This is a genomic window from Leptospira weilii serovar Ranarum str. ICFT (assembly GCF_000332415.1).
GTDB classification, from domain to species: Bacteria; Spirochaetota; Leptospiria; order Leptospirales; family Leptospiraceae; genus Leptospira; species Leptospira weilii_A.
Window position 1 is genome coordinate 1 of the sequence record NZ_AOHC02000036.1, and the last position, 13,557, is coordinate 13,557.

Below are 13,557 nucleotides of genomic sequence, written 5' to 3' on the forward strand. Positions count from 1 at the left end.
TTTCCAGGGCCTTATTCTTCGAACCGAACCCGATCACGAGCGAACATTTATACATCTTACCAAAACCAGACCTCTAAAAAAACCGTCTCACACGCGTTAGACGACAAAATCCGCGTCCTCGAAACCCGTGAACGATCGAGGATTACGTTTTCGTCATCTGAACTTATCTTTCCAGCGTGGCGCTCATGGAACCTTTGGAATTGGACATTCTCGGATCGGCACCGTAAGTCAGAATTCTTTCTTGAACGTGTTCAGCGTGTTCAAATTCACCCGAAAAAACTACGGTGCGTTTTTCCTGATCGACCTGAACCGCGTGTAAAAAGGCTTTTTCGACGGTCATCGTACAAATTTCCATCAGCATTTCGATCACGTATTCGTAGGTATGTTCGTTGTCGTCCCAAAGTACCACTCTCCAAGGACCTCCGGTTGATTTTGTGGAATCCTCGGTAATCTCATGTAGGTCAGGAGTTTGTGTGCTCGCCATCTCGCCAATCAACCCTGGAAAATTTAAGTAAAAGAATTTCTTTCCAAGAAAATCCTTCGCGGAAGACTTTCTCTTTTAAAAACAAAAAGACTTCGCGAATTTTCTTTTCAATCGAATCGTTCAGAATTTTATTTTTTGAGCTGGATCGCTTTTTTTGCGGTTTCAACGATATTCTTGGAACGAAGTCCGAAAGTATCCAAAAGTTCCTTCCAAGTTCCGGATTTTCCGAACTGATCTTTCATACCGACTTTCAAAACGTGAACCGGATATTCTTCGGATAGGAATTCGCTCACAGCAGAACCGAGTCCGCCGATTACGTTGTGTTCTTCACAAGTAACCACGGCCCCGCATTCTTTAGCATATTTTAAAATACTTACTTTATCGATCGGTTTGATCGTCGCCATGTTCAAAAGAGCGGCGTTGATTCCTTCTTTGGAAAGTTCTTCCGCGGCCTTCATCGCTTCATTGACGAGAACTCCGTTGGCGATGATCAGAACGTCTTTGCCCTCTCTCATCACCTCGGCCTTTCCGATCTTAAACTGATAATTTTCTCTTTCAATTACGGGAACGTTCGGGCGACCCACTCGAACATAAACCGGACCTTTGTAATCCGCAATCGCGTGAATGATCTGTTTACACTCGTTGTAATCGGAGGGACAGATCACGGTCATTTCGGGAATGGCTCGCATGATCGCAAAGTCTTCGATACATTGGTGGGACGCTCCGTCTTCTCCGACGGTCACACCGCCGTGAGAAGCGACGAGTTTTACGTTTAAAAACGGATAAACAACGCTGTTACGGACGATTTCCCAGGCTCTCCCGGAAAGAAACATCGCAAAAGAAGAAGCAAAAGGAATCAGACCGGAAAGCGCAAGACCCGCGGCGTGACCGACTAAGTTCTGTTCGGCGACACCCACGTTGAAAAAACGATCCGGAAAAGCTTTTGCAAACTTGTTGGTTTTTGTGGAACCGGAAAGATCTGCGTCTAGGACGACCACGTCCGGACGGGAAGCCCCCAGTTCATGCAGCGCGTCCCCGTAACCGTCTCGGGTGGCTTTTTCGGTCGCAGTCGATGTGCTTGGAGCTCCCATTCTTATTTATCCTTTTAAGGCAGCGGCTTTATCGGTTTCTTCCCAAGTGAAGGTAGAACCTTTCCTACCGAAATGTCCGTAAGAAGCGGTTTCCCTGTATTTTCTTCCTTTTTCGAGAAGTTTCAAGGATTCAATGATTCCTCTCGGAGTCAGTTTGAAGTTCGCGCGGATTCTTTTTACCAATTCGTCCTCGGAAACTTTTCCGGTTCCGAACGTATCTACGTGAACGGAAACGGGTTCAGCAACACCGATCGCATACGCAAGTTGAACCTCGCATTTGTCCGCAAGTCCGGAAGCGACTACGTTCTTTGCGATATAACGTCCCATATACGCCGCGGAACGGTCCACTTTGGAAGGATCTTTACCGGAGAATGCTCCGCCACCGTGTCTTCCGTATCCACCGTAAGTATCCACGATGATTTTTCTTCCTGTCAGACCGGCGTCTCCGTGCGGACCGCCGATGATAAACTGACCCGTAGGATTGATAAAATATTTCGTATTGTTCAGAAGATTTGCGGGAATGACTTTCTTCACACATTCTTCGATCAAAGCTTCTTCGATTTGTTTATGAGTTACGTCGGGAGAATGTTGGGTGGAAATGACAACGGTGTCGATTCGAACCGGTTTTCCGTCCTTGTATTCTACGGTTACCTGAGATTTCGCATCCGGTCTTAAGAATTTCAGCTTTCCACCGTGTCTAAGTCCCGCTAAGTTTTTTACCAACTCGTGAGAATAATAAATCGGCATAGGCATGAGTTCCGGAGTTTCGTTGATTGCAAAACCGAACATAAGTCCTTGATCCCCGGCGCCTTGTTCTTTGAAAAGACCCTCTCCCTCGGTAACACCTTGGGAAATATCCGGACTCTGAGCGTGAACGTGAGCGGAAACAACCGCAAAGTCCGCATCAAATCCCATCGTGATGTCGTTATAACCGATATCACGGATTACATTTCTTGCGATTTCCTGAGCGTCCACCTTCCCTTTACTTGTAATTTCACCCGCGATCACGACTAAGTTTGTGGTAACTAAGGTTTCGCAAGCGACTCTAGATTTCGGATCCTGTTCGAGATATGCATCCAAAACCGCATCGGAAATTTGGTCGCAAACCTTATCCGGGTGGCCTTCGCCGACCGATTCCGAAGTAAAAATAAAATCTTTCAAAGACATCTGTTCTTTCCTAGTGGGTGAAAATTAACGGGAAAAGGTCCCCGCTCTGATCCCAAAAACCTGCCGATTCCTTCAGTGTCAAGAAGATCCAAACTATGTCTTACAAGTATGGAACAAATCGAACGACTCAAATCGGAATTGAATTGAATCGGAGCGCGTACGATTATTTTTGAGAAACCATGAAAATTCGAGTTTCAGACATCAAAGTAAAAAATCGGATCCGCAAAGATCTCGGGGACCTTCGTCCACTCAAAGAATCCATACAAAAACTGGGACTCTTACATCCTATTTTGATCGATCTGGACAACACTCTGATTTCCGGGGAAAGAAGACTGGAAAGCGTAAAGAGTCTCGGTTGGGAATACGTGGATGTTCGGATCGTGGATATTCGAAATAAAAAAGAAAGAGTCCAGATGGAAGCGGAAGAAAACAATATTCGTTTAGAATTTACTTCCGAAGAACAAGAAAGGGTCCGGGAGTTATTAAGAAGATATTCCTATACGACCGTATTCGGGCGAATCTTCGCATGGATTTTGGACTTACTCGACTGGTTGAAGCGATTTTTTCAAAAAAAATAATACTTCCAATCGTTACGAATGGGTTTTTTAGAGAATTCTCATGTAAAAATGCGGTTCGATTTGCAAACGGAGTCAGTGGATCTTTTCCTCTCACGTTTCGCTTCCATAATTATCACTTAGAACTTAAATTACTCACTTTCGGGTAAAAAATTATTCAATATTGATTTACAAAAAGCTCCCGAATTCATACCGTGATTTTCCTAACTAAGGAGAGTCTATGAAAAAACTTTCGATTTTGGCTGTCTCCGTCGCACTCTTTGCAAGCATTACCGCTTGTGGTGCGTTCGGTGGTCTGCCAAGCCTTAAAAGCTCTTTTGTTCTGAGCGAGGACACAATCCCAGGGACAAACGAAACCGTAAAAACGTTACTTCCCTACGGATCTGTGATCAACTATTACGGATACGTAAAGCCAGGACAAGCGCCGGACGGTTTAGTCGATGGAAACAAAAAAGCATACTATCTCTATGTTTGGATACCAGCCGTTATCGCTGAAATGGGAGTTCGTATGATTTCCCCAACAGGCGAAATCGGTGAACCAGGCGACGGAGATTTAGTAAGCGACGCTTTCAAAGCGGCAACCCCGGAAGAAAAATCAATGCCAAGTTGGTTTGATACCTGGATCCGTGTAGAGAGAATGTCTGCGATTATGCCCGACCAAATCGCAAAAGCAGCGAAAGCAAAAGCCGTTCAAAAATTGGACGACGATGATGATGGTGACGATACTTACAAAGAAGAGAGACACTCTAAGTACAACTCTCTTACTAGAATCAAGATCCCTAATCCTCCAAAATCTTTTGACGATCTGAAAAACATCGACACTAAAAAACTTTTAGTGAGAGGTCTTTACAGAATCTCTTTCACTACCTACAAACCGGGTGAAGTGAAAGGATCTTTCGTTGCATCCGTGGGTCTACTTTTTCCACCAGGTATTCCCGGTGTGAGTCCGTTGATCCACTCAAATCCTGAAGAACTGCAAAAACAAGCCGTAGCCGCTGAAGAGTCTTTGAAAAAAGCCGCTTCTGATGCAACTAAGTAATCTTACTTAGAGCCAAACAGTTTTTTAGGTTAAGAAGCCACCGCAAGGTGGCTTTTTTATTTTTCCTCTTTGAATGTTCTTAAGACTCATAACGATTCTACTTGCAAAAAAGGAGATAGATAGATTACAATGAGGAAAACTATCCGGATACAATTGGATGGAATCCGAGGTTGTAAAAACCAACCTTCGTAAAGGATTTGAAATGATCGAGAATAATTACTTTTTAGAAAATCAAGACTTACAAGAAAATTTTCAATCCATCGTAGACTGGAAGGAAATCATAAACGGTTTCGAAGGAGACTTTGAAGATCATAAGGAATACCAAAAAACCGGAAAGGAATCTCTCTCGATGGCTCCCGGTTCCTACGAAGACGCATTAGAATATTATAAATCTATTTTAGAATCCGGAGGAGACATCGCCGGAAAACAGATCGCGCCGCTCGCAAAAGATATGGACGTCGAAGGTTTGAAATATTCCTCCGGAAAAGTTACTTTCCCGGATTCTATGATCAAAGGAATCAGACAAGTAAAAGACGCGGGAATTCTTCCCTACAGCATCGGCAGAAAACACGGAGGGCTTGGAATTCCGGCAACCGTTCAGACCATGATGATGGAATTGTTTTCCAGAGCGGACGGTTCCTTTGCGATCACACTCGGATGCCTCAATCTCGCGGAAACCATCGAACGTTTCGGCTCGAAAGAAATGATCGACGAATACGTTCCTAAGATGGCAAACGGAGAGATTTTCGGAGCGATGGCTTTGACCGAACCGAACTACGGATCGGATCTTCCGAACCTTCAAACCAAAGCGATCAAAGACGAAAACGGAGTTTGGAAACTCACAGGAGCCAAACGTTTTATCACACACGGTTGTGGTTTCGGAGATATTCCAGCAGTCATTTTAACTCTCGCAAGGACGGGAACTCCTACGAGCGGAGCCCGCGGTCTTTCCTTCTTCTTGGTAAAAAGTTCGGACGTTTTTATCGCCGGAATCGAAAAAAAGATGGGGCTTCATTGCTCTCCGACCTGTGAAGTAGTTTATGAAAACTCTCCCGGAATTCTGATCGGAGAAGAAGGTTACGGTTTGGTCCGTTATTCGATGGCGATGATGAACGGAGCGAGACTTTCGATCGCCGCGCAGGCCATGGGAATCGCAACGGCGGCTTATATGGAGGCGAAAAAATACGCCGCAGAAAGAGAACAATTCGGAAAAACGATCCAAAATATTCCGGCGGTTCGTAAGATGCTCGCGGCCATGGATCGTGAAATCGCCGGTATGAGAGCCGTTTTGATGGAAGCGTCCCGTTCCATAGATCTCTATCACTGGAAATCGGAACGAATGAAGGAAAAGGGAATCGACGATCGCGAAATCAAAAAAGATGAAACGATTCGCAAATGGGAAAAACTCGCCAATCTGTTTACTCCATTATCGAAATATTATATTACAGAACTTGCAAATAAGATCGCTTACGACAGTCTGCAAATCCACGGAGGCGCGGGTTTTACCTACGACTACGATATCTCCAGAATCTACAGGGACGTAAGAATCACGAACATCTACGAAGGAACGACACAACTTCAGGTTGTGGCGGCTATCGGAGGAATCGTTTCCGGAATGTCTGCGAAAGGACATTTGCGTCAGTATTTCGAGGAAGAATTTTCCAAAACCGGCGCCTCTTCTTTGTTAAACGAAAACAAAGAAACTTTTGAAAAAATTGTGGAATCCTTTTCCGCGATCGATAACTCCTCCCTGAGAGACGAGGTCGCTTTCGAAGTGGTTCAATCCACCGCGCGAGTTTTAATCGGACTTCTTTTGGAAAAAGGAGTTTCCAAACTCAAAGGAGACGCAAAAGACAAAAGAGAACTTCTCGCCAGAGAATACAATTTGGAATCCAAGGCGATCCTTCTTTCGAATCGGATTACGATCGAAAATCGTCAGTTTCAAACGGCGAGGGCGTTTTAGTTTTAGGGTTCCGTGATTAGAAATCAGAATACTAGTAAATAGAAGTCAGAGTTCAGTTACACTTTCTTAATAGAGCGATTAGGCTTTAGCAAAGGCTAATTTTCCAATTCTGTAAATCCACTAAAACCTAACACCTAATCCCTAAAACCTATCCCCTAGTACACGCCTCTTCGTTTTTCGACCCTACGGAACAATCTTGAATTTTATAAATCTTCCGATTCCTTAAGTAACGCGAGTTCAATATAAAAAATCTTGCATTTATTTTTATACTTCCTTAACATGAATCTCTAATTTGGAGGAATACTGGTGAAAGTCCAGTGCTGGCCCGCAACCGTAATGTTTGAATTCTTCACCGATGTAAGAATTCTCTAAGTCGGATACTCCTCATTTTAAAAACACTCTCGCGGATACGGTGTGTTTTTGCTTTCAATTCATTTCTTTTGAATCGTTTCATGAGAACATTTTGTTGAATGAATCCAGTTTGAATAACTGTGATTTGGCGTCGGGCCATCCCCAAGGAATATTTTGTTTTTAGAGGCTGGGCTTCCCGTGAAAAAATTCGAACAGTCGATGGATCCACGTTCTTATACGATTCGACGTAATTTATATTTTCTTTCAAACTTTCTGTTCCTAGGAATTTTTCTTTTTCCTATTCAGTTGATTTCTCAGGAACCTGAACCTTCATCGAATCAAAAAATACCCGCAAAACAAACCGTAAACGGAAAAGATAAAAGAACGGGGAAAAACACCGAAGATGAGAATGAGTCCGATGGTATATTCGTAAAAGGTTATATAGAAAAGGGGCTTACGGGTATGAAACAAAACGTCCGTTTAAAGGATATTCCGGCTACCGTAAACGTAATCGACGCTAAAGAGCTGAAGGCTCGCGCTGCGGACCAATGGCTTTCGGCTATATCCTACACTCCCGGCATCTTTGCAATTCAGAACTACGGCGGATTTAATACGCTCACGATTCGAGGATTAGATTCTCGTAATACTCTTTTACTCAGAGACGGAGCCAGGGACGATTCTTTTCTCATTCAAAATAGCTCCCCTATGAGCAATCTCGCAAACGTTGAAAGAATTGAAATTCTGAAAGGACCCAATTCCGTTTTATACGGCCAAGGGGCGATGGCGGGTGTGATTCACATTATCAGTAAAAAACCCCAAAAAAAAACGAGTTACGAGTTTTCTTTTACGAAAGGGAGTTTTGACACACGCAGAGCTTACGTCGGTGCGACCGGACCGATCGGAACCGAATCGTTCCGATATAGGATCGACGCGGCCACTTCTCAGTATCAAGGTTTGAGACAAAACTCATACGATTTAAATAACCTGTCCGCCGTTTTAGAGTGGGACATTTCGCAGAAACATACTTTGTCGATTCGTTCCGGAAAAAGTTTTGATTTTACAAAACCGGATGCGGGTCTTCCAAAATCAAAAAACCCTAAGATCAACTTGGTGGAACCGGGAGTTCCTTTAAACAATAACTACAATACAAACGACGATTATCTTAAAAGTAGTAGCGGAAATTTTAAAATTCAACTAGACAGTAAATTTTCTAATGTTTTTTCGATGAGATCTTTTATCTCCTACTTACCGCAGACTTATTATTATTTTGCAACGGAAGATTTGAGTTTTTCTTCCACTGATAAAAATACGATCGAACGCGACCACCTTCATTTTGAAACCAGAAGATCTCCTTTACAAGGGACCGTGGAACTCAATTGGACTTTTCGAACCGGTTTTAAACACGATCTACTATCCGGTTACGAATACCACCGGATGATAAGTCGACACAGACAGAGATATTTTCCCGGAGGTACGACCACCGTGAGTTTTCAATTCCCCAATATCGATCCTGTTCAACCCTTACCGGAAAACTTTAGCGACCGAAAAATTTTGTATCAACAAATGCACTCTTTGTATTTTCAAGATTTGATGGAACTTTCAAAAATCGTAAAGTTTGTTTTAGGAGGACGGTATGATAGTTGGTTTAGGGAAAGTAGAGCCGAGAAGTTATCCGACTTAAACGATAAATATGTTTCGGAATCCGTCGACAAAATTAAAAATCGATCCGATGCCAAAATTTTTACAACCCGAGTCGGATTGATTTATCAGCCTCTACATAATTATACCGCATACATGGGATACTCCACCGCGTTCCTTCCCGTGACATTTATCAATATGAGCGGTAAACCGTTAAAACCTGAAATGGGGAAACAGGCCGAGATCGGTCAAAGAATTGAATTTGCGAAAGGAAGGGTTCAATTGACGAGCGCGCTGTTTGCGGCTAAAAAATACGATGTTGCCGTTCTCATAAATTCTCGACCCGCTTTGTATGACCAAGCGGGAGAACTAGGAACGAACGGATATGAATTCAATCTAGACCTTCGTGTATCCGACGAATGGAGTCTCAAATCCGGTTACGCACATACGATTGCGGAATGGGAATCTTTTCGTTTTGTAGATTCAAAAGGAAATGAAACGGATTATAAAGGGAATCGACCGATCAACGTTCCTATCAATACGGCGAACCTTTGGACAACTTATACGTTCTCATCGGGCCTTGGATTCGGACTGGGCGGACGTTATATAGACTCCGTAGCCGCGAATCACTCGAATTCTTTTTTTCTTCCGCCTTACGGATTGTACGACGCGTCCGTTTATTATAAGTACAATCATTATCATTTTCAGATCAATTGTAACAACGTATCGAATAAGAAATATTTTATATCCCCCATTCCAAATCCGATTCCCGGTCCTCCTAGGCAATTCTTGATCACGGTGAGCGGTAAATTTTAAGTACGAGTGAGGAAGAAACAAAATCAGTATTGGTCCGCAATTCGGTCCGATTCTAAAATACGAACCCCTCTCGGTTCTTTTTGTGCGATACGAATCATGGCTTTCGCTACGGTTCTTCCGTGAATCGATCTGTATTTTCGAATTCCACCTAACAAGAACGGATTTACGATCTTTGCAAAAAATTGACCGACGGTTTCACCGGGACGGACTTCCTTCCTTTCCCCTTCGAGTAAAGAAGGTCTAAAAATTCCGAGAAAAGAAAAACCGATTTCCTCCAAACCTCTTTCCATTTCACCTTTCACTCGGTTATAAAACACGAGGGATTTCGGATCGGCACCTAAGGCGCTGACTACGAGAAAGGATTTCGCCCCTTTTTCCTTTGCAAATTCGGCGAGTTTCAACACGTATTCATAATCTACTTTTTTAAAATTCTCCCGACTTCCCGCTTTGGAAATCGTAGTTCCCAGACTACAAAAAACGTCCGTGATTCCTTCCGGAAAAGAAGCAACGGATAACGTGTCAAAATCGGAAACGATTTCCTCCGCTCCGAACACACTGCCCGGTCTGCGAACGAGCGCGTAAACTTTTTGGTAATACGCGGAAGCCGATAATTCTTCCAAAAGATATTTTCCGATCAGTCCGGTAGCGCCGGCGACCAAAGCGTTTTTTCGATCCATAACTTCGATTTCTCCTCAAAGGACAGCGAAAAGATTTTTTCTTTTTTAACGTAAATTCAAAGGTTACAAGTTTGGGCGAATCCCTCATCCGTTTTTTCTTACGGAAAAAACGGATGAGGGACCGCGCTTTCTCGCTCCAATCAACAAATTGATAGATCGCCCGAAAAACGGTTTTCATTTGTCATTTCAATTTGTTGATTCCGCTTCAATCGCTTTCGCATTGGTTCTATCGAACTCGCGTTTTTTATGAAAGAATTTTTTTCAAAACCGATCCCTCTTTCCGGAAAGAATTGATCTCGAACCCCGAAATTTCTATATTGAACTTTGTGAATCTTTACCTACCGATCAAAAAAGCCCTTCATATCTTGGACAGAAAGTCCATGCCGGATTCCGTTTTGGAAGTTCTCAATAAAGAGGAAAGAAACGGGATCATCATCACGAATTACTTTCGTTATCTGATCGCCCTATTCTTTTTGGTTCAGATCGTTCTCAACGTCGACAACGGAGACAGTAGATTCAATCTGATTGCGTTTTCGATTTATCTCGTCTTAACTCTCACACATACGATCGTAATCCGAGTTTGTCCTTTTTCTATCGTAAACGTTTTTAACTACGTCACTTTATTTGCGGAATACGCTCTCATACTTGGGGTTTTACTCTTTTATACGTTCACTGTAAAAGACGTGAACTTGGGTTTCGCACTGAAAAATACGATCAATCTTTTTTTTCTTTTCCCGATCATCTATTCCCTCTTGCAGTTTAAAATCCGTTTTGTGTTCATCGGACTGTTTCTTTTTTATTCGATTTATTTTTCGATCCTATGGACCGCGATTTCCACGGATCAACTCACGTTCACAAACGACTGGGGGCGTTATATCAACGGGCCGGATGTTTTGATAGAAGATATAATCGCGGCCAAACCCGGTTTGTATTTTTGTTTTGCGATGATGATTTCCACGGGAATTTTTCGGACGATCTCGATGGTAAGAAGAATCGGAATTGCGGAAGGTCAAAAGGCGGAACTCTCCAGGTACTTTTCACCTAAGATTGTAAACGAAATGGCGGAGAACCCGGAAACTCTTCAAAACGGAAATCGACAGATCGTAAGTATTCTTTTTTTGGATATTCGAAACTTTACCGCTATGTCCGAGAACATGGACCCGAAAGGGCTCGGCGAACTTCTATCGGATTTTCGTAAAATTATGATGGAATGCGTTTTTGAAAATAACGGAACCTTAGACAAATACATCGGCGATGCGGTGATGGCGACATTCGGCACACCTCATCCTTCTCCTTCGGCGGAAGTGGACGCAAGAAACGCCGTCGGTTGCGGGGTCATCATGCAAAAACGTCTTTCCGAATGGAATTTACTTCGAAAGTCGGAGGGAAAAACTCCTATCTCCATCGGTATTGGAATTCATACGGGAGAAGTTTTTGCCGGAAATATCGGAAGCGATTTACACAGGGAATATACGGTCATCGGAGACTCGGTCAATACGGCTTCTCGAATCGAATCTCTTTGTAGGTTTTAAAAAAGTCGTTTTTGATTTCGAAAGAAACCAAAGAGCTGTTAGGCGGAAAATATACTCTCAATCGTATGCCCCGCGTCAAAGTCAAAGGCAAAGAAGAACCCTTGCAAGTCTACGAAGTTGTTTGGGGTTAATTTGCGACCCATAGAGAGCAAATTAGCTAAAGCGAAGCGACAGCTCTTTGCGAAGCAAAGAAACCCGACCTACAACACGACCCAAGAAACTCAGTGAACGCCTTCCTATGGGTCGGCGTTCAGGGAGCAAATTAGCTAAAGCGAAGCGACAGCTCTTTGCGAAGCAAAGAAACACGACCTACAATGCGACCCAAGAAACTCAGTGAACGCCTTCCTATGGGTCGGCGTTCAGAGAGCAAATTAGCTAACGAGCAGCGGAGCATTATCTTGCGACCCAGGTTAACTCAACAGAATGCTCTCTAAGGATCGCATTCTGGGGAGCAAGATTGAGTTTAACGAGTAGCTCTCATGCGTCAGCATGAGAAATACACGACCTGAGAGTTCGGTATAAACATGCGAAAGCAAAGAGTAAGTCGACGATGGCGAATTTAAAAAGATATAAGTTCGATAAAATTAATGTGAGAATAGAAATTGCTATTTTGAGCTGAATCTAATTCGGCATTATCGAAACTAAAGTCTTTCAATCCGTCGCGAATAATCTCAATAGATTTATTTCTGAAATCCGGTAAGGAATTTTTAACCGTTTCATAAACAATAAAAATGTTTATCCCAGTATAATCGTGGGCAATTCTATTTCTAAGTCCGATTATATCCTTCCAAGGATATACATATTTCATTTTCGTTTCATCGCTAAGTTTATTACTATTTTCACCTATTTGAGCAAGAAGACTTAGAATCGCATTATAGTTCATTTGATCGTTGGAATTATAAAGATCTTCCGGGCTCTCTGCGAACTTCGAGTAAATCAAAACTTTCTCAATGTATTCAATAATATTAAGTAAATATAAAAGATCGTTTTTCCTATTCTTTAACATAGACCATTTCTTTTCGGGCCCTATGAAGAATTATAGGATTAGCATATTTACTAAGTACTAAATCAACTTTTCGATCTATATTTTTCTCAAGTTCAGCTTTGAATGATAAGGCGGCTTTATAATCAATATCTTGGTCCACAAAAATATCAATATCCTGAAAATTAGAGTCTTTTCTAACAAATGAACCGAATAAGCCCACTCTCTCAAGATGATATTTAGACAGTAATTTAGAAGTGGTTATAAATTGCTGAAAATCGGCGATTGTCTGAATCGATGATGACATATAAATAAATGAAGACTATAACAATTTAGATTTCAAGCTCTATTTGATGTTTTCAAAAAGCTTTTCTTAGCTTCAAAGCAGCGAAGCAATTTTTACAGAGTGGAATTTTCGGTATTGTTCGGCTAACGCAAGAAACTTCTCGACGTTCGCCTTCCCGGATGCGGTGTGGATTTAGAGCGAGGTTTGGAGCACCTTAGTTTCTGATTCGCCCAAACCTTCAATCGCCGAACTCACGTTAATTAAACCTCGATTCAAGATAAAAATACTTTTGGATTGCATTCACATTTCTCCGGTCCTTAAGTTCATCCTTAACATAGAAACCGAAAAACGCGAATGTATCCGATCATTCTTACTTCTTTCCGATCTTTTCCAGTTCCTTTCCGATTTGTCCGGTGAGAATGTAAAAATACATCACCCAATCTCCCATAAAAGATTTAAACGGATACGTAAAAGTTGCGGGACGATTTTTCTCTACGAAAAAATGTCCGATCCAAGCGAAGAAGTAACCGGAAAACAAAGCCGCAAAGATATAAAACGGATTGAGATTGATAATCGCCGTCAAAATCCAACCGATCGCAAAGGAAGTTCCCACAAAATGGAGCGCCCGGTTGACGGGATGTGCATGTTCGCCCAAATAAAAGGGCCAGAATTCTTTAAAAGTCGAATATGTTTTCGGAGCGGTTTCGGTGGTCATAATCGTTCATCCTCTTTTTTTTCGATTGTACGAATTCCGATTTTAAAAATCAAGCCAAACGATTCATTCGGAATCATACTTTTATTTCTCTTTGATCAGAACCTGACACGCGAAAGTTTGGGGCTTTAGTTTCCCGAACGCCCATTTCCTTTGCCCATCTTTTGAAATTCGAAAACAAGCGGATTAAGATTTCCCGTTGCGATTGCGGATTTCATACGATTGATTCCCTCTTGAATACCGC

11 protein-coding genes and 1 pseudogene are annotated in these 13,557 nt (G+C 42.4%); 5 read left to right on the top strand and 7 right to left on the bottom strand.

Annotated features, from left to right (window positions below; all coding sequences use genetic code 11):
* Positions 1–163: 163 nt before the first annotated feature.
* From LEP1GSC060_RS10640 to metK, 3 genes are all read right to left on the bottom strand, one after another.
* Positions 164–484, bottom strand: a complete 321-nt coding sequence (locus LEP1GSC060_RS10640; RefSeq protein WP_036096177.1) for an ATP-dependent Clp protease adaptor ClpS — start codon at positions 482–484, stop codon at positions 164–166.
* A gap of 128 nt (positions 485–612) precedes the next feature.
* Entirely contained in the window at positions 613–1,575 is a 963-nt protein-coding gene (locus LEP1GSC060_RS10645; protein WP_003003756.1) for a transketolase family protein, read from the bottom strand.
* 6 nt (positions 1,576–1,581) lie between these two features.
* On the bottom strand, positions 1,582–2,742 hold the full coding sequence (gene metK, locus LEP1GSC060_RS10650; RefSeq protein ID WP_003003878.1) for a methionine adenosyltransferase: 1,161 nt from the start codon (positions 2,740–2,742) through the stop codon (positions 1,582–1,584).
* A 179-nt stretch (positions 2,743–2,921) separates the two neighbouring features.
* On the opposite strand from metK, the gene LEP1GSC060_RS10655 reads away from it, so the two are divergent.
* From LEP1GSC060_RS10655 to LEP1GSC060_RS10670, 4 genes are all read left to right on the top strand, one after another.
* On the top strand, positions 2,922–3,320 hold the full coding sequence (locus LEP1GSC060_RS10655; protein WP_003003789.1) for a ParB N-terminal domain-containing protein: 399 nt from the start codon (positions 2,922–2,924) through the stop codon (positions 3,318–3,320).
* A gap of 217 nt (positions 3,321–3,537) precedes the next feature.
* Complete coding sequence (lipL32, locus tag LEP1GSC060_RS10660; protein ID WP_003003762.1) at positions 3,538–4,356, top strand: major surface lipoprotein LipL32; 819 nt, start codon at positions 3,538–3,540, stop codon at positions 4,354–4,356.
* A gap of 202 nt (positions 4,357–4,558) precedes the next feature.
* Positions 4,559–6,319: an acyl-CoA dehydrogenase family protein gene (locus tag LEP1GSC060_RS10665; protein WP_036096180.1), complete on the top strand. Its 1,761-nt coding sequence runs from the start codon at positions 4,559–4,561 to the stop codon at positions 6,317–6,319.
* A gap of 549 nt (positions 6,320–6,868) precedes the next feature.
* Positions 6,869–9,124, top strand: a complete 2,256-nt coding sequence (locus tag LEP1GSC060_RS10670) for a TonB-dependent siderophore receptor (RefSeq protein ID WP_036096182.1) — start codon at positions 6,869–6,871, stop codon at positions 9,122–9,124.
* 23 nt (positions 9,125–9,147) lie between these two features.
* On the opposite strand, the gene LEP1GSC060_RS10675 is transcribed toward LEP1GSC060_RS10670, so the two are convergent.
* The gene (locus LEP1GSC060_RS10675; RefSeq protein ID WP_003003787.1) at positions 9,148–9,801 is read right to left on the bottom strand and encodes an oxidoreductase; all 654 of its coding nucleotides are present in this window, start codon (positions 9,799–9,801) and stop codon (positions 9,148–9,150) included.
* Positions 9,802–10,181: 380 nt separating this feature from the next.
* Between LEP1GSC060_RS10675 and LEP1GSC060_RS10680 the strand changes: the two are divergent.
* Positions 10,182–11,464 (top strand): annotated as a pseudogene (locus LEP1GSC060_RS10680) (adenylate/guanylate cyclase domain-containing protein).
* A 428-nt stretch (positions 11,465–11,892) separates the two neighbouring features.
* Here the strand turns inward: LEP1GSC060_RS10680 and LEP1GSC060_RS10685 are convergent.
* The 3 genes from LEP1GSC060_RS10685 to LEP1GSC060_RS10695 all read right to left on the bottom strand — a co-directional run bounded on the left by LEP1GSC060_RS10685 (position 11,893) and on the right by LEP1GSC060_RS10695 (position 13,316).
* A complete protein-coding gene (locus LEP1GSC060_RS10685) occupies positions 11,893–12,339 on the bottom strand; it encodes a HepT-like ribonuclease domain-containing protein (RefSeq protein ID WP_036096150.1) in 447 nt (148 codons plus the stop codon).
* Complete coding sequence (locus tag LEP1GSC060_RS10690) at positions 12,326–12,622, bottom strand: nucleotidyltransferase family protein (protein ID WP_036096152.1); 297 nt, start codon at positions 12,620–12,622, stop codon at positions 12,326–12,328. The genes LEP1GSC060_RS10685 and LEP1GSC060_RS10690 overlap by 14 nt, the downstream gene beginning before the upstream one ends.
* Positions 12,623–12,971: 349 nt before the next feature.
* Positions 12,972–13,316 carry an Mpo1-like protein gene (locus LEP1GSC060_RS10695; protein WP_036096155.1) on the bottom strand — a complete coding sequence of 115 codons (345 nt, stop codon included), beginning with the start codon at positions 13,314–13,316 and terminating at the stop codon, positions 12,972–12,974.
* Positions 13,317–13,557: the final 241 nt, after the last annotated feature.

Excerpts from the sequence above, each read along its gene's own strand:
- LEP1GSC060_RS10655 (WP_003003789.1), top strand. The coding sequence starts at position 2,922 with ATGAAAATTCGAGTTTCAGACATCAAAGTAAAAAATCGGATCCGCAAA.
- LEP1GSC060_RS10675 (WP_003003787.1), bottom strand. The coding sequence starts at position 9,801 with ATGGATCGAAAAAACGCTTTGGTCGCCGGCGCTACCGGACTGATCGGA.
- LEP1GSC060_RS10695 (WP_036096155.1), bottom strand. The coding sequence starts at position 13,316 with ATGACCACCGAAACCGCTCCGAAAACATATTCGACTTTTAAAGAATTC.
- LEP1GSC060_RS10685 (WP_036096150.1), bottom strand. The coding sequence starts at position 12,339 with ATGTTAAAGAATAGGAAAAACGATCTTTTATATTTACTTAATATTATT.
- metK (WP_003003878.1), bottom strand. The coding sequence starts at position 2,742 with ATGTCTTTGAAAGATTTTATTTTTACTTCGGAATCGGTCGGCGAAGGC.
- LEP1GSC060_RS10640 (WP_036096177.1), bottom strand. The coding sequence starts at position 484 with ATGGCGAGCACACAAACTCCTGACCTACATGAGATTACCGAGGATTCC.
- LEP1GSC060_RS10665 (WP_036096180.1), top strand. The coding sequence starts at position 4,559 with ATGATCGAGAATAATTACTTTTTAGAAAATCAAGACTTACAAGAAAAT.
- LEP1GSC060_RS10690 (WP_036096152.1), bottom strand. The coding sequence starts at position 12,622 with ATGTCATCATCGATTCAGACAATCGCCGATTTTCAGCAATTTATAACC.
- LEP1GSC060_RS10645 (WP_003003756.1), bottom strand. The coding sequence starts at position 1,575 with ATGGGAGCTCCAAGCACATCGACTGCGACCGAAAAAGCCACCCGAGAC.
- lipL32 (WP_003003762.1), top strand. The coding sequence starts at position 3,538 with ATGAAAAAACTTTCGATTTTGGCTGTCTCCGTCGCACTCTTTGCAAGC.